General features: G+C 43.7%; 13 protein-coding genes. 5 read left to right on the top strand and 8 right to left on the bottom strand.

The window, feature by feature from the left end:
• Positions 1-35: 35 nt before the first annotated feature.
• The 4 genes from IE130_RS09250 to IE130_RS09235 form a co-directional block, all read right to left on the bottom strand.
• Positions 36-1,388, bottom strand: coding sequence for an ABC1 kinase family protein (locus IE130_RS09250; RefSeq protein WP_189584921.1), 1,353 nt, complete (start codon positions 1,386-1,388; stop codon positions 36-38).
• 71 nt (positions 1,389-1,459) lie between these two features.
• A complete protein-coding gene (locus tag IE130_RS09245; RefSeq protein WP_373299664.1) occupies positions 1,460-2,248 on the bottom strand; it encodes a HesA/MoeB/ThiF family protein in 789 nt (262 codons plus the stop codon).
• Positions 2,249-2,295: 47 nt separating this feature from the next.
• Positions 2,296-3,168, bottom strand: a complete 873-nt coding sequence (gene prmC / locus IE130_RS09240; protein ID WP_189584915.1) for a peptide chain release factor N(5)-glutamine methyltransferase — start codon at positions 3,166-3,168, stop codon at positions 2,296-2,298.
• Between the two features lie 51 nt (positions 3,169-3,219).
• The gene (locus tag IE130_RS09235; protein ID WP_189584912.1) at positions 3,220-5,136 is read right to left on the bottom strand and encodes an AmpG family muropeptide MFS transporter; all 1,917 of its coding nucleotides are present in this window, start codon (positions 5,134-5,136) and stop codon (positions 3,220-3,222) included.
• Between the two features lie 311 nt (positions 5,137-5,447).
• Between IE130_RS09235 and IE130_RS14445 the strand changes: the two genes are divergently transcribed.
• From IE130_RS14445 to IE130_RS09210, 5 genes are all read left to right on the top strand, one after another.
• On the top strand, positions 5,448-5,576 hold the full coding sequence (locus IE130_RS14445) for a hypothetical protein (protein WP_264997267.1): 129 nt from the start codon (positions 5,448-5,450) through the stop codon (positions 5,574-5,576).
• 369 nt (positions 5,577-5,945) lie between these two features.
• Positions 5,946-8,129 (top strand): catalase/peroxidase HPI, encoded by a 2,184-nt coding sequence (gene katG / locus IE130_RS09225; protein WP_189585289.1) that lies wholly within the window; start codon positions 5,946-5,948, stop codon positions 8,127-8,129.
• Between the two features lie 440 nt (positions 8,130-8,569).
• Positions 8,570-9,496, top strand: coding sequence for a LysR substrate-binding domain-containing protein (locus tag IE130_RS09220; protein ID WP_189584909.1), 927 nt, complete (start codon positions 8,570-8,572; stop codon positions 9,494-9,496).
• A gap of 246 nt (positions 9,497-9,742) precedes the next feature.
• The gene (locus IE130_RS09215) at positions 9,743-10,762 is read left to right on the top strand and encodes an LLM class flavin-dependent oxidoreductase (RefSeq protein WP_189584906.1); all 1,020 of its coding nucleotides are present in this window, start codon (positions 9,743-9,745) and stop codon (positions 10,760-10,762) included.
• A gap of 30 nt (positions 10,763-10,792) precedes the next feature.
• Complete coding sequence (locus IE130_RS09210) at positions 10,793-10,939, top strand: hypothetical protein (RefSeq protein WP_189584903.1); 147 nt, start codon at positions 10,793-10,795, stop codon at positions 10,937-10,939.
• Positions 10,940-11,038: 99 nt separating this feature from the next.
• On the opposite strand, the gene IE130_RS09205 is transcribed toward IE130_RS09210, so the two are convergent.
• From IE130_RS09205 to mnmG, 4 genes are all read right to left on the bottom strand, one after another.
• Complete coding sequence (locus IE130_RS09205; protein ID WP_189584900.1) at positions 11,039-12,070, bottom strand: ornithine cyclodeaminase family protein; 1,032 nt, start codon at positions 12,068-12,070, stop codon at positions 11,039-11,041.
• 194 nt (positions 12,071-12,264) lie between these two features.
• Positions 12,265-13,164: a hypothetical protein gene (locus IE130_RS09200; protein ID WP_189584897.1), complete on the bottom strand. Its 900-nt coding sequence runs from the start codon at positions 13,162-13,164 to the stop codon at positions 12,265-12,267.
• Positions 13,165-13,329: 165 nt separating this feature from the next.
• Complete coding sequence (locus IE130_RS09195; RefSeq protein ID WP_189584882.1) at positions 13,330-14,289, bottom strand: AEC family transporter; 960 nt, start codon at positions 14,287-14,289, stop codon at positions 13,330-13,332.
• Between the two features lie 223 nt (positions 14,290-14,512).
• Positions 14,513-16,408 (bottom strand): tRNA uridine-5-carboxymethylaminomethyl(34) synthesis enzyme MnmG, encoded by a 1,896-nt coding sequence (gene mnmG / locus IE130_RS09190; protein ID WP_189584880.1) that lies wholly within the window; start codon positions 16,406-16,408, stop codon positions 14,513-14,515.
• Positions 16,409-16,478 lie beyond the last annotated feature (70 nt).

Here is a 16,478-nt window from a genome sequence, read left to right as displayed (position 1 = left end):
AGTGACAAGTTAATAATGAAACATACAATAAAAACTTACGATACATTTAGTGCTGGTGGCATGGTTGCATCTATCTCTGTATGCCCCAGCATTTGCACACGTTGATCACTAAACATATCCATATCAGGCGCAAGCGTACGCATAAAACGGTCAAAATAAAGCATCTGCTTGGTCAATAAGGCAAAGTCACGTGGAAAATGGATACCATGACGCTTACCGACTTCTACGATTTCTAGCATCATTTTATTCATCTCATCGGCTTGCTCTTTGCTGTTAAAAGGCACACCGCTAGTAAAGGCTTTGTCCTCCGCCATAATGGTTTTCATCATACGCTGCAAATCATTGCCCAATGCCACCACATCAACTTTATTACCACCGTGCGTCATCTCCATATCAATCATATGGCGTGCCATTGATTGATAGTCACTGTCCTGCATGGCTTGCATCATGCCCATACAAGCCCGCCAACTTTCGGCTTTAAGCTTACCGACAATACCAAAATCTAAGAACCCAATACGGCCGTCGGTCAATAGCATTAAATTGCCCGCATGCAGATCAGCATGGAAACTATTGCACAGCATGAGGCTGGCAAACCATGTGTTTAACGTATCTGCCATGACTTGTGCAGGATCAGCGCAGTATTGGCGCATGAGCGACTCATCGACCATAGAGACGCCGTATAAGCGGCTCATGGTTAGTACGCGCTTGGTGGTCAGCGCTTCATATACTTTGGGCGCGACCACACGAGTGTTACCTGATACTGCTAAGAACTGCTGAAAATCACGGATGTTTTGCGCCTCAGCGATAAAGTCCGTCTCAGCAAGCATTCGCAAACGAATCTCATCGATAATAGGTGCAATGCTCGCAAACTTCATCGATGGCATGAGTAGCTCAACTAACTTAGTGACGCCATGCAATACGCCCAAATCCGTCTGCATGATGGTCTCAACGCCCGGCTTTTGCACCTTTAGCACCACCTCATCACCATTGTGCAAACGCGCTGCATGGACTTGGGCAATAGAGGCTGACGCTAGTGGCTTTGAGTCGATATGGGCAAACTTATCATCAAGCGTCATGCCATCAATCGCCAGCTCTTCTGTGAGCACCTGTTCAATATATGCAAAAGATAATGGCGTCGTCTGATCCAAACAACTTTGGAACGCCTTGACATAGTCGCGTGGAAACAATGACGGCGTACTGGCAATAAACTGGCCAATTTTGATATAAGTCGTACCTAACTGCTCAAAGGTTTCTTTTAGCAGCATGGCATCTGGCTTCTCACCTTTTGCCACTCTGAGCGCAGATAAACCTGCCACGCTAGCCGTTTGGCGAACACGATTAACAACATTAAAAGTATGCTTTAATAAATGCGGACGATGAATTTTCATAAGAAACAACTATGGTAATAAAAGGAATATTTGGGGATAAATGATTACAAAAGCTAAATATCGAGTCATTGCTAATGACTGGTGCACACGGGACATTGTGGATCTTGACGATAGCCCATGAGCCGTTGCTGCATCTGACTACCATCCCATATTAACAGCTTATTTGTCAGTGGATTTTTGGTTAATCCTAAGTACTGCAAGGCAGCATTGGCTTGCAAATTGCCCATAACAGCAGTGGTACTCGCGAGCACCCCTGAATTGGCGCAAGTACGCTCATCAGCGGCTTCGTCAAGCACCACTGAACCAAACACGCAGTGATAACAACCAGTGTTCAAATGAGGCTCAAACAGTGCGAGCTGACCTTGCATAGCAATCGCTGAAGCGGATAATAACGGAATCTGGTAGCGCACGCTGATACGATTGATAACATCGCGTGTGGCAAAATTATCCGTACAGTCTAAGAGCAAGTCCGGCTTACCAGAGGCTATATCGAGCAATTCATAGGCATTGTCTTCATCTAACCGTGCAACTGTGCCGCGAGTCTTTATTAAAGGATTGATGCGCTCTAACATGGCTGCTGCGGTCAATGCTTTGGGCTTACCGATATCGTCAGGCAAAAACAGCGTCTGACGTTGTAGATTACTGGCCTCAATCTCATCATCATCGATTAGATGAACATGACCCACCCCTGCACGTACCAAAGTCTCAGATGCAGGGCAACCTAGACCTCCTGCCCCTATCATCACCACGCGTGCTGATTTTAATCGCAGCTGAGCATCGATATCCCAACCGTTTAATAGTACCTGCCGTGCATAACGGAGCAGCTCGTCATCTGATAGCTGTACCAGTGCTTCTACCATAGTCATTCAAAGCCTATAATCAAATAAGTTTACTAATAAAAACCTGTCTACTGAGCTTGTCCTAGCGTGACGCGATCATTACCACCGTAGTCTTTTACGGTATGTACTAATTCAAACCCATTGTCTAGAAACAGCTGCCGAACCGCATCCCCTTGATCATGGCCATGCTCGATAGCCAATAATCCACCTGCGCATAGGTATGTCGTGGCATGGGAGACAATATGCTCGATATCAGCTAAACCCTGATTGGGCGCACTCAAGGCGCTGATCGGTTCAGCTTTTAGATGGGCTAAATGCTCATCTTCCTCATCAATATAAGGAGGGTTGGACACAATAACATCGAATAGCTGACTGTCATCAGTAGGCAGACTGTCATACCAACTGCTTTGAATAAATTCAACATTGGCAACGTTATTGCTCACCGCATTTTGCTGAGCCACTTTAAGCGCCTCTGACGATAAATCGACCGCGACGATTTGCCAGTTAGCATGCTTTAATTCATGAGCGAGACTGATCGCAATACAACCTGAACCTGTCCCCAAATCTAGTAAAAGTTTATTGCTAAAACATGTTGGCTGCGCATTTATCCAATTTAATACCTGCTCGACCAATACTTCGGTATCAGGCCTAGGTATCAGCGTGTGCTCATTAACAGTAAAATTAAGCGACCAAAATTCCTGATGACCAGTCAAATAAGCCAAAGGTGTGCCCTGCTTCATTTTAGCCACACCAGTATCAAATTGCTCAAGCTCAGTATCAGACAACTGGTAATCTTCATCAGTCATCAACGCTATCGCAGGCTTATCTATGACATACAGCAACCAGTCAGTGAACCAAAATGACGGTAGCTGATTATCAGTATCACCATTCGTCAGTTGCTGTATGTGCTGCTTGATTTGACGAATGGTCAATACGGTCATAGATAGCTCTTAGAAAACGATGAATGAATAAAGGTGAAAATACTGCTTGGCCTACTCTGATGCGCGCGGTGGTTCTTTGGTGTCGGTCAGGTTAGGATTGGTCTTGCTTAGCTTGTCACCTATACCATTACCGCCGCTTCCATCATTGTTGTCATCGCCATAAATATCATCGTTATCACCAATGACAATGTGTTTATCGACAAAGTAAATCAGTGCCAAAATTGGAATACCAATGGCAAAGGTAAAGATAAAGAAAAATGGGTAGCCCATATTATCAACGATGGCACCAGAATAACCACCCATCACTTTGGGTATCAGCGTCATCAGTGAGGAAAAAATAGCATACTGTACCGCGGTAAAACGAATGGATGTCAATGCCGATAAAAAGGCAATAAATACAGCGCTTGCAAGGCCTGCTGCCAAGTTATCAAAAATCACCGCCAAATACATGAATGGCAAACTGCCTGGATTGTATGTCAGGAGCACAAACAGTAAGTTGGTCGCACAGGCTAAAATAGCGCCAATCATCATGGCTTGCATAATACGGAAACGCTGAGCCAATAGCCCGCCTAAGAAACCACCTGCAATCGCCATGATCACACCGACCAGTTTTACGGCATTAGCGATATCCGTTTTGCTAAAGCCCATATCTTGATAAAAGACGTTTGAGATAACCCCTGCCACGATATCTGAGATACGGTATAGACCAATCAACAACAATAATAATAGCGCTTTTTTGCCATAGCGTCGAAAGAAATCTAAAATTGGCTCAATCCAAGTGGCCATGGCCACTTCTTTTTTGACCAGACCCACTTGTACCAACACATAGCCTGCCGCCATTGCCACACCTAAGCTCACTAGCAGATGCAAGGTTTCTACAAAGAAGCTGACAAACGCCCCTTCAAACTCTGGCAGGACTTGTCCCATTACTATATAAGCAGCGATAAACGCAATCACTGAAAACACAAACAATGCTACTAATCTGACGTAGTCTTCACGAGTTTCAGCGACCAATGGCGCTTTATTAATGATTTTGGGCTGGTTAATAATGAAGTAAAGTAGCAACAACGGTGCGCACGCGACCAATGCCAAAAAGTAAAACTTAATAGCTGGCATCAGCATTAGTGGTATCAACGCCACCGTGCTATCAAACACTGTATTAATCAAAATATTGATTAGGTAAATAACACCAAACAGCAAACCCGGTACGAGCAGTAAACCAGAGTACACAAGGAATATTTTTAAATTGCTTTTTTGCTTTTGGGTTTGTACCGTCTCAGCGGTTGGCTCATAGCTGGCAAACGTCGTTAGCACCCCTAAGGTCATGACTCCTGCCATGATGTAGTAAGTATTACGCCATGCCTCATAACTATAAAAAGTCTCATTCGAGCCAAAATAATCCGCCAAATACAATGCGCCCGCCCCAGCCACGATCATACCGATACGATAGCCTGACACATAGATAGAAGACAAAATAGACTGCATAGATGGCGGTGCCAGCTCAATACGATAAGCGTCAATCACGATATCTTGTGTCGCAGAAGAGAAACCAAGCAGCACGGCAGCGCCTGCCATATAGACCAGTACATCCTCACTGACAGGGTTAACTTTTGCCATCAAAATGATTGCCAACACAATGAGTAGCTGCGACACGACCATCCAACTGCGGCGACGCCCAAGCCATTTGGTCAAAAACGGCACAGGGAGCGCATCAATCAATGGCGCCCAAATAAACTTGAACGAATAACCCAATGCTGCCCAACTAAACATAGTCACAACATTTCGGTCGATGCCTGCTTCTCGAAGCCATAATGACAGACTTGAGAAGATAAGTAAGATGGGAATACCTGCCGAAAAACCCAAGAACAACATAATGATAACGCGAGGATCTAGATAGGCTTTTGCAGCTTCACCCCATGATTTTTTGACAGCGGTTTGATGGGGTGGCACAGATTTGACGGCAGACATAATAACTCACCAATACTTAAGACAAAGAACACAACTGCGCACAATTTTTATCAATCTTTAGAATCGATTATCGATAAAGGGATCGATAAAAATTGCTCTACGTTGTACCAATATAATCATTACAACAAAATCCAGTTATGGTACTTGAGAACCTCTACCTTGACTAGATATTTTTGCATTAACTTATTGATTGTGGCGCTTGCACGGTGGCATGTATTTCACGGTAGTAACACAGATTATAATAATATTTCCCTATGGTTAAATTAACCCTTATTTTTCTTACTATTTCCTCTCGTGAAAGATGTCTGACAATGCCTTCATTTATAGGTAATATAAAGGTAGCAATAAAATTGACGCAAGCTTGGTTGGTTGGTTGGTTGGTTGGTTGGTTGGTTGGTTGGTTGGGCGTACTCTATAGGTTTAACTTTAACTGGCAATGATAAACACAAGCGTTAATAAAGATTTAAATAAACAAAACATCAAGCTTTTTATGATTGGTAATTTAAAATCTATAATCCTTATATATTAGTTTTATAAATATATAGAGCTTCGTTATGCTCTATGTATAAACAATGATTATCTCGATTAACTGTTTTTTCTTTTTATTATCACAACCTAGGAGTTATAACATGTCCGACTCAACCAATAACATAACTGACAAAAACACAGCGCAGGATACTGCCGGTTGTCCCGTAAACCACGGAGACAATAATGCGCCAACTAACACGACCTATGATCAAGGTGATGATAAGGGACCGACGATTCATAGTGAAAACGTCGATCATACGCATGCGCCGCAGCGACCTAGTATGGGCGGCTGTCCAGTTATGCATCAAGCACATACTACCACTGCCTCTGCTGCAACTGATTGGTGGCCAAACAGCCTAAACCTAGACATATTGCATCAGCAAGACAAAAAAACTGATCCAATGGGTGAAGAATTTGATTATGCTGAAGCTTTTAAGCAGCTTGATTTAGAAGCTGTCAAAACTGATTTAAAAAACCTAATGACTGAGTCACAAGAATGGTGGCCAGCCGATTGGGGTCACTATGGTGGCTTGATGATTCGTATGGCATGGCATTCAGCTGGTACGTATCGCGGTGCTGATGGTCGCGGCGGCTCTAACACAGGTAACCAACGCTTTGCACCCTTAAACAGCTGGCCGGACAACGTTAACCTCGATAAAGCCCGTCGTCTATTATGGCCGATCAAGAAAAAATATGGCAATAAACTGTCTTGGGCTGACTTGATGATTTTGGCAGGCAATATGGCTTATGAATCTATGGGCTTTAAAACGCTAGGTTTCGCTGGTGGTCGTGCTGACATCTGGCATCCAGAAAAAGACATCTACTGGGGCTCTGAGCGTGAATGGCTCGCTGCTACCGAAAACCGTTATGACAGCGATGAAGACCGTGCATCACTCGAAAACCCACTAGCAGCAGTACAAATGGGCTTGATCTATGTGAACCCTGAAGGGGTCGATGGCAACCCTGACCCGCTCAAAACAGCGCAAGATATGCGTACCACCTTTGCTCGTATGTCGATGAATGATGAAGAAACCGTCGCATTGACGGCTGGCGGACATACCGTTGGTAAATGTCATGGTAATGGTGATGCAACGATATTAGAGGATGAGCCAGAAGCTGCCGATGTCAAAGAACAAGGTCTAGGCTGGCGCAACCCTAAAGGTCGTGGCAATGCAGGTGATACCGTCTCAAGTGGTATCGAAGGTGCATGGACGACCAATCCTACCCAATGGGATCATGGCTACTTTGAGTTGCTATTAAACCAAAACTGGGCGTTGACCAAAAGCCCAGCAGGTGCTTGGCAGTGGGAACCAACTGATATCAAAGAAGAAGACCGTCCATTAGATGCGCATGACTCAAGTGTCCGCCGCAACCCAATCATGACTGATGCCGATATGGCATTGATCAAAGACCCTATTTATCGTGAGATTTCAGAGAAGTTCCATCAAGAGCCTGCGTACTTTGACGAAGTATTTGCCAAAGCATGGTTCAAGCTGACTCACCGTGATTTAGGTCCTAAAACTCGCTACTTAGGTGCAGACGTGCCAAGCGAAGATTTTGTATGGCAAGACCCTATTCCTACAGGCAATACGGAATTGACCGCTGATGATATTGCGATGCTAAAATCGCAAATATTAGATAGTGAGCTTAGTCGTCGCGAGTTAATCATTACCGCTTGGGACAGTGCCCGTACATTCCGTGCTTCGGACTATCGCGGCGGTGCAAATGGTGCACGTATCCGCTTAGCCCCGCAAAAAGACTGGACAGGCAATGAGCCTGAGCAATTACAACGTGTGCTTGAGACGTTGACCAGCATTCAGTCTGGTTTTGACAAAGATGTCAGTTTGGCTGATCTTATTGTGTTGGCTGGTAACGCCGCTATCGAACAAGCAGCAGACGATGCAGGCGTAGACGTTACTGTACCGTTCAAAGCAGGCCGCGGTGATGCTGATGGTGACATGACCGACGCTGAATCTTTTGCAGATTTGGAGCCTTTACACGATGGTTATCGTAATTGGGTCAAGCGAGACTATGCGGTATCGCCTGAAGAGATGCTGCTTGATCGCACTCAACTAATGGGCTTGACCGCGCCTGAAATGGTGGTATTGGTTGGTGGTATGCGAGTTCTCGATACCAATCATGGTCAAAGCCAACATGGCGTCTTTACTGACCGTGCTGGCGTGCTTACCAACGACTTCTTTGTCAACTTAACAGACATGAACCACACGTGGCACCCTGTAAAAACAGGTGATGATACTGCCGGTAACTATGAAATACGCGAACGCAGTACTGGCAAGATCAAATGGCAAGCCAGCCGTGTGGATCTAGTCTTTGGCTCAAACTCTATCTTGCGTGCTTATGCTGAACTGTATGCACAGGATGACAACTTAGAGAAATTCGTTCGTGACTTCGTCCGCGCTTGGAATAAGGTTATGAATGCCGATCGTTTTGATATCGCTGACTAGCCTTTTTTACTTAGTCTGATGCTATTTATTAGGGTTGACGGTACGAATTAAATTTAAGCTCTACAAACAGCTATCTTTTACAAAGGTGGCTGTTTTTTTGTTGAATAATGCGCTTTTATTGCAATTTCAAAACTAGTCATAGTCAAAATATCCCAAAAACGCTACGATACTGCTGATATTAATTTTTTGTAGCCTCTGTCGGCACAGGCACAGCAAGCAAGAAAAATTGATATCAGCAGTGCGTGATGTATTGATATTACTTTTCACTGACTGTAGCAACTAGATTATAACTTCTATATTCCTAATTATTATTAATTCATAGCTATTTATTATATACAAGAATAATAGATTTGATTTACACTGGTCGCTTACGGCATATTTGTTCGTTTTTATTTCTATATACAGACAGGATTTGTATATTTATACAATAGGATTCAGTTATGGCAATCGACGTAGTGGTCAATCAGCGGCACTTGCAAATTCAACTTAAGCAGTTGGAGACGGTGTGGCATACGGTGATCAATGGCTATAACTTAAGTCAAGCGGCAACGGTACTGCACACCAGTCAGTCAAGCTTATCCAAGCATATCGCAGCGCTTGAAAACCAACTAAAAACTGAGGTGTTCGTGCGTCAAGGCAAGCGCTTGACCGGTCTGACGACCATGGGCACAGCGCTCATGCCGCATATCGAGTCCATCTTTGCTGAAATTCGTACGATTGAGAACTTGAGCCTCGATTTTAATAACCCCAATGTTGGTACCTTAACCATTGCCACCACCCATACGCAGGCGCGTTACGTGTTGCCGCAAGTGGTCAAAGAGTTTAAAGAACGCTTTCCTAAAGTGAATCTAATCTTGCAACAGGCGGATCCTGAGACCATCGCCCAAATGGTGATACGCGGGCAAGCTGACATCGGTATTGCAACCGAGTCGTTGCTCCATAATAACTATCTGCGCTGTTATCGCTATTATGACTGGACGCATCGCGTTATCGTGCCAAGCGATCATGAGCTTGCCAGTTACGAATCTATCGATTTGCCGACCCTCGCCAGCTATCCAATTGTTACCTATCACGGTGGTTTTACCGGGCGCGGTGCGATTGATAAAACATTTGAAGAGGCAGGTTTAGAGCCTGATATTGTCTTGGCAGCACTCGATGCTGATGTGATTAGCACTTATGTCGGTCTTGGTTTAGGGATTGGTATTATTGCTGAAATGGCTTTTGAGCCAAGTCATTATCAGAACTTAACAGCTATTCCAGTAGATCATTTCGGGCGCTTTACCAGTTGGATGGCGGTAAGGGACGATGCAGAAATCCGCCAATACGGGCGCGCTTTTATGGAATTATGCCAAAAGCAGTTTAGCTAGTAGGCTCAGCACAGTAAATTCAATTCCATAAGCTCAGCTAAAATGACATTTACTTAAAGAAGAAAAGGCATCGCTATCATCAAATAGCGATGCCCTTTTTTGTTATCCTTATTTACATCTGCCTTTATATCCATAATAACTACCCCATTATATGAAGTGACAAGCGTTCAATGGTTGCTATAAACAGCCTATATAAGACTGTCAGAACGACCATGAATGCTTTTAACTTTATAAAACAGGTGATCTATGAGTAATACCATTCCCTTATCCTTTTTAGATTTAGCCCCCGTTCCTGAAGGTCATACCATTGCTGAAGGTATCGCCCAGACGGTTGAGACCGCACAGCTTGCAGAAAAAGTCGGCTTAAACCGTTATTGGATGGCAGAACATCACAACATGCCTGGCATTGCGAGTGCGGCGACCTCAGTACTACTAGCGCATATTGGTAGTCAAACCAAGCGAATACGTATTGGCGCAGGCGGCGTGATGCTTCCTAACCATGCCCCACTGGTGATTGCTGAGCAATTCGGAACGTTACAAGCGCTCTATGGCGACCGTGTCGACTTAGGTTTAGGCCGTGCTCCTGGTACAGATGGTGCAACTTTTCAGGCACTACGCCGTCAAATGCAAGATGCTGATCGTTTTCCACAAGATGTACAGGAATTAATGTACTTTTTAGGCAATACGACTGACAACAGTCCTGTCCAAGCATTCCCTGGCGCTAAATCAAATATTCCTATTTGGATATTAGGCTCATCACTTTTTGGGGCGACCTTGGCGGCACATTTAGGACTGCCTTACGTATTCGCTTCCCACTTTGCACCGCAAATGCTTAGTCAGGCAATCTCTACTTATCGTGAACAGTTCAAGCCTTCAGCCTATTTAGACAAGCCATATGTGATGGTAGCAGCGAACTTGCTATTGGCTGATGACGATGCGACTGCCCATTATCACTTTACCTCAGCGCAGCAGAGCTTCGTACGATTGCGCCGTGGTGAAACGGGTCAAATGCCAAAACCAACTTACGATATGGATAGCATCTGGAGTCAAGCAGAGAAAATGATGGTGGACAATGCGCTATCGATCTCATTCATTGGCTCTGTTGAAACGGTCAAGCCCAAATTGGCTAAGTTCCTTGCCCAATATCAGCCAGATGAATTGATTGTCACTGCGAACGTTTATGATCAAGCAGCACGTTTGCGTTCACTTGAACTTACACCTGAGCTAAACTTGTTTACTTTACAATCGGCAGCCGCACTTGCATAATTATTCATAACTTTTAATGAGATTATGGTTATGGAACCGTCTGCCTTTATTGGTTCGTCAATATTTTTGTACATTATAGCGTTCATCGCTGTTATGGTCGTTGGTGGGTATTTAACGTATCGTACCAGTCCAAAACGCAAGCAGCGCCGTGAAGATAAACGCGATAGAGATAACTAAAGCTAATGTCAAAAGCCCCCTTTTCTTATTTGAAAAGGGGGTTTATTTATTGCTGATTAAGGTGTAGCACTTTTGCCAATTGTTCTGTGATAAACAGTATTACCAATTAACTAATGAGCCGATATTTTTTTGCACAGCCTGCTTGGCAATATACAGAGCGACTGCCGCATCGAAACTGGCGGCACCTACTGATTTAAATAGGGTGATGCCTTTTTTAGACTTAGTCGTATCTTCTTTTAGCTCGCCTGTTACCAGCGCTTGTAAGTCGCCACTAAGGTCATCCCATGTCCATGCGCAGTCAGAAGCATCATGCGCTTGAATCAAATCGCCAGCCTCGTGACGACTACCAGCCAAATCATCCACGACGACCATATTACTACCTGCTACCACATCATTGCTAATCTCTTTCATCGAGGGCTGATAAGCACCAACGGCATTGATATGTGCATCAGATTTAATTTGTTCGATGCCAAATAAACCTTCGGTTGCGCGAGTCGCTACGTTGATAATATCGGCATCACGGATAGCTTCACCGATCTCTTTGCAAACCTGAATCTCAACGTCCCACTGCGCATAATCACGAGCAAATTTAGTCTTAAATTGCTCAGCACCTTCATTGTTTCTGTTCCATAAATATACTTTTTTAATATCAGGGCGCACTGTCATTACAGCATGCAGCTGCTCATAAGCCATACCGCCACAACCGACAACCGCCACACTTTGGCAATCAGACTTTGCCATGTATTTGGTTGCGATACCTGATAAGGCGGCCGTACGCACTTGCGTAATATAAATGCCATCCATAATCGCTAATATCTCACCCGTATCATTGTTGGAGACGGTGACGATAGCAGTGGTCGTTGGCATATTACGACTGGGATTATCAGGGCAAATGGTGACTAGCTTCACCGTGGTGTACTCTTGATCACCATCATAAATAGTCGCTGGCATTGATAGATGCGAGCCTGAGCTGTGATTCTTATCTTCACTAAAGGTCTCAATAACCAAGCGCTCAGGTGCTTTAACCCAATTAGGATGTGCTGCTTGCTGAGTTAATAAGCTTTCAATCGCCTCAATCGCAGCTTGCATATTGAGATGTTCGGTCACTACCGCTTGATTTAATAATTGCACTTGAACGCTCCTTGCTTATTTAATTTATGAACTTATATTTGTATTTATTATAGAGTTATTTTTACATCCATTTATACAATACCCATGTACGTCTTATAATGCCTTTATCTATCAGGCAAGACAATAGCAGCATTTTCAAAATTCACAACAAAATTAATTAAAAGCAAAGATAGTCATACGTAATTTATAATCAATTAAAATGCAGGTGCCGCCATTTCTGGCTCTGGCGTGAGCACTGGTGCCGCGATTTTTGTACTACTATTTTTCGTGTTTAGGCTAGTCATGCTGGGCGACATACTTTGCATATTTCGTCGTAGTACTGCCATTTTTACTTTGCTATTAGGGTCATTCATTAGCCCATACAGATCAATAACTATCTGACAAACTGTTTGTTTATCTTCAACTGATACAGCATTTTTCGGATTTATGAGTAACGTTATATCTTCACCATGTTTTCTCATTAATTGTTTAAATATTTTCTTCTCCATTTTATCCATATCTCTTTGAGAAGCGACTGCTTTGCCTATTTTATTGTCGTTAATAATAGTCAAAACAGCCTCTTGCATACCACTTTCTGTAAACACTTCATCTACTATATTCATCTCAGCATGGGTAATGTCATCTTGATTATGCATCATGTCGTAGCATAAAGTTCCACCCTTATTTTTGAGCAGACTGATTGTTTGAGAATAGGATTTAGTGAATTTATAACGAGAGTTATCACTTGCATCGATAACAAGCTTTAAGGCTAAAGGAGCTAATAGTTGATCAGCAGATAAAACAACTTCACTTTCATTGAGTTTATTTATTTTTGATTCAAGCTTAACCTCTTCAACTATCGACTGGTACTCTTTAGGATATTTTTGCTTCAAGGTAACAAATATCTTTTCTTTTTGTAGTTGCTTTTCAACATTAACGCTTGGCGTTATTAAATTAAGTATTCCATTCGTAATACCAAAAAAAACGATCGTCAGTATAAAAGCAACTATAATACGCAACAATTTTTGGTTATCATTAAAGAAATTCTTGGAAACTTTATAAGCGGCATAAACACAAGCAACAGCAATTAAATTCTTTAATATAATAAATAGCATTTAGTTACCTGAAGTTAGACTCAACAGTGTCTTTATATTGTTATAGATAGTAATTTTAGGTAACAATACATCACAGATTTAAATATTTCAATAAAAACCTGACTAAATTTCATTAATACTAAATTAGAGTCAATTAGGTTCCCATGTAATTAAGGATGATATAGTTCAAATAAGACCTATACCACGTAATATTGCCGCGCCAATCGCCATTCCAAACATGCCTACGACAGTGGTAAAAGCTAAGATATTCGCCGCTAACACATCATTACCACCCATGGCTTTTGCCATTACGTAGCTGGCGGCAGCTGTGGGTGCTGCTGCCATCAAAAACAATACACCCATATGCACACCTGATAGACCAAAACCCAATCCAATAGCGATGGCAATCAATGGCGCAATGACAATACGACCGATACTGGCCTGCATGGACAATCCAGAAGGGTGCAACATTGACTTCAAATCAATACTGGCACCGGCGCAAATCAACGCTAACGGCAATGCCACCGCGGCGAGTAAATCACCAGTCGTATGAATCACACCTGTAATAGGTGGTAGCGGTAATGCCTTATAAGCAAATGCCGCTACTAATGCGATGATCAATGGGTTGGTAAACAGCTTTTTGACAATCATGGTACTGCGACTAACCCACGTATCATCCACACTTTTAGACACACGACTGAGGGTTATAACTGCTAAGATATTAAACAATATCGTGACCACACCCATATAGACTGCACCGATGCTTAAGCCCCGCTCCCCATAGGCATTAGCCACCGTTGCCAGTCCAATAATGGCCATATTGCTCCGAAATATGCCTTGTACAAACACCCCTTGATCAGCCGGTTTGCTCACAAAATATTTGGCGTAAATCTCTGCACCAATAAACAAAATAAATGTCACCAAAATACCAGCCGCTATCAGCGTGATTTGTTTGCTGTAATCGACATCACTATCGACAACGCTAAAAAAAAGCAAACACGGCAAACAGTAATTAAAGACAAAGCTCGATGCTTGGTCAATAAACGTCTGGCTCGCCTCACCACGTCTTTGCATAAAAAAACCCAACCACATCAAGGCAAGGTTGGGCAGGACAATAGTAATGGCAAAGACAATAGCATCAATCATAAATAGGCTCAATTCGATGACAAGCCCATCATAATATGGACATCAACGAGATAAATTAACAAGTAATAACGAAACTTTCTGACCCAGTATAGAGACAAAGTAGCCTGTAAAACAAGGTTGTGTCGTTTTCTTTTAATGGCCACTGTATTTTTGACAAATAAAAACCCGTGATAACGTATTATCACGGGCTTTTTTGTACTCTATATGCGTGATTGTGCTAAGTTTAAGAGCCCAAAGCCGCTTTCGCTTTTTTGTGCTTTTTGACCGTCATTGCCAAGAGCTGTATGGCAGCAGGCGTAACGCCGCTCACACGTCCAGCTTGAGCCAGCGTGGCAGGACGAACTTGCGTGAGCTTTTGCACAATCTCATTTGATAATCCTGATACCACACTGTAATCAAAGTCTAGTGGCAGTGCAGTATTCTCTAGACGCTTCATTTGATCGATGTCTTCTTGCTGACGATCAATGTAACCTGCGTATTTGACAGAAATCTCTATCTGCTCACCCACTTGTGTGTCGACTTTTGAGTCTGTAATAGCAGCAATATCAGCAAAGTGAATCTGCGGACGCTTAAGCAAATCAAAGGCTGTCGATTCTTTAGAGAGCACTTCACCAGTTTGCTCAGTGACTTGTTTACCTAGCGCATTGGCAGGTGTTGCCCACATGTCTTTTAGACGTGAAGTCTCTGTCGTAATCGCTTCCACTTTTTCTTGATAAGCCTGCCAGCGCACATCATCTACCAAGCCAAGCTTACGACCCGTCTCAGTTAAGCGTTGATCCGCGTTGTCTTCACGTAGCAGTAGGCGATATTCTGCGCGGCTCGTAAACATACGATATGGCTCAGTCGTACCATGGGTAATCAAATCATCAACAAGCACACCAAGATACGCTTCATCGCGGCGCGGTGTCCACGTCTCAAACTCACTATTATTAGTGGTGACGAGTGCCGCATTAGTACCTGCTAGTAGACCCTGCACGCCCGCTTCTTCATAGCCAGTCGTTCCGTTAATTTGACCCGCGAAGTACAAACGATCGATAGACTTGGTCTCAAGCGTTGGCTTTAGGTTTTGTGGATCAAAGTAATCATATTCAATCGCATAACCTGGGCGAGTAATATGCGCGTTTTCTAACCCTTTCATACTATGAATAAAGTCTAACTGCACATCAAACGGCAAGCTGGTCGAGATACCATTTGGATATAGCTCGTGCGTGGTCAGACCTTCTGGCTCGATAAAGATTTGATGGCTGTCTTTATCTGCAAAACGATGGATTTTGTCTTCAATCGATGGGCAATAACGTGGACCCACGCCTTCGATTTTGCCAGAGAACATCGGTGAGCGGTCTAAATTCTCACGGATGATGTCATGGGTGCGCGCATTGGTATGCGTGATATAGCAGTTGACCTGCTCTGGATGCATAGACACATCACCCATATAGCTCATGACTGGTAGCGGTGTATCACCCGGCTGTACGGTCATCACACTAAAATCAACGCTACGCGCATCGATACGCGCTGGTGTTCCTGTTTTTAGACGACCTACTGGCAATTTTAATTCACGTAAACGGTCAGCCAGCTTGATAGATGGTTGATCTCCTGCGCGTCCACCCTTTGAGTTTTCAAGTCCGATGTGAATAACACCGCCTAAGAAGGTGCCTGAAGTCAAAACCACTGTTTCAGTCTTAAAGATAATGCCTGTCGAGCTGACAACCGCCGTTGCACGACCATTTTCTACCAAAATATCATCAGCGCCTTGCTGAAATAAATCTAGGTTGGGCTGGTTCTCTAATGTATGACGGATGGCAGCTTTGTACAAAATACGATCCGCTTGCGCACGTGTCGCGCGTACGGCAGCACCTTTACGGCTGTTCAATACGCGAAACTGAATACCCGCTTTATCAGTTGCTAGCGCCATGGCACCGCCCAACGCATCAATCTCACGTACCAAATGCGATTTACCAATTCCGCCAATCGCTGGATTACAGCTCATCTGCCCGAGCGTTTCAATATTATGCGTCAACAGCAAGGTCTGCGCGCCCATACGTGCGGCTGCCAAGGCAGCTTCCGTACCGGCATGACCGCCACCGATAACTACCACGTCGTAATGTTTTGGATATTGCATGCATGCCTCGCTTGAATGACGATATTTCTGGCGACAAGTTATGGGTTATTAACCCTAACTTGTCGCGTGA

The sequence above is a fragment of the Psychrobacter glaciei genome, from assembly GCF_014652895.1.
GTDB classification, from domain to species: Bacteria; Pseudomonadota; Gammaproteobacteria; order Pseudomonadales; family Moraxellaceae; genus Psychrobacter; species Psychrobacter glaciei.
Note: the sequence above shows the minus strand (reverse complement) of the source record. Positions and strands in the feature narration are given on the sequence as shown.

Coding starts and splice junctions, on each gene's coding strand:
- IE130_RS09250 (WP_189584921.1), bottom strand. CDS start 1,388: ATGAAAATTCATCGTCCGCATTTATTAAAGCATACTTTTAATGTTGTT.
- IE130_RS09245 (WP_373299664.1), bottom strand. CDS start 2,248: ATGGTAGAAGCACTGGTACAGCTATCAGATGACGAGCTGCTCCGTTAT.
- prmC (WP_189584915.1), bottom strand. CDS start 3,168: ATGACCGTATTGACCATTCGTCAAATCAAGCAGCACATACAGCAACTG.
- IE130_RS09235 (WP_189584912.1), bottom strand. CDS start 5,136: ATGTCTGCCGTCAAATCTGTGCCACCCCATCAAACCGCTGTCAAAAAA.
- IE130_RS14445 (WP_264997267.1), top strand. CDS start 5,448: ATGCCTTCATTTATAGGTAATATAAAGGTAGCAATAAAATTGACGCAA.
- katG (WP_189585289.1), top strand. CDS start 5,946: ATGGGCGGCTGTCCAGTTATGCATCAAGCACATACTACCACTGCCTCT.
- IE130_RS09220 (WP_189584909.1), top strand. CDS start 8,570: ATGGCAATCGACGTAGTGGTCAATCAGCGGCACTTGCAAATTCAACTT.
- IE130_RS09215 (WP_189584906.1), top strand. CDS start 9,743: ATGAGTAATACCATTCCCTTATCCTTTTTAGATTTAGCCCCCGTTCCT.
- IE130_RS09210 (WP_189584903.1), top strand. CDS start 10,793: ATGGAACCGTCTGCCTTTATTGGTTCGTCAATATTTTTGTACATTATA.
- IE130_RS09200 (WP_189584897.1), bottom strand. CDS start 13,164: ATGCTATTTATTATATTAAAGAATTTAATTGCTGTTGCTTGTGTTTAT.
- IE130_RS09195 (WP_189584882.1), bottom strand. CDS start 14,289: ATGATTGATGCTATTGTCTTTGCCATTACTATTGTCCTGCCCAACCTT.
- mnmG (WP_189584880.1), bottom strand. CDS start 16,408: ATGCAATATCCAAAACATTACGACGTGGTAGTTATCGGTGGCGGTCAT.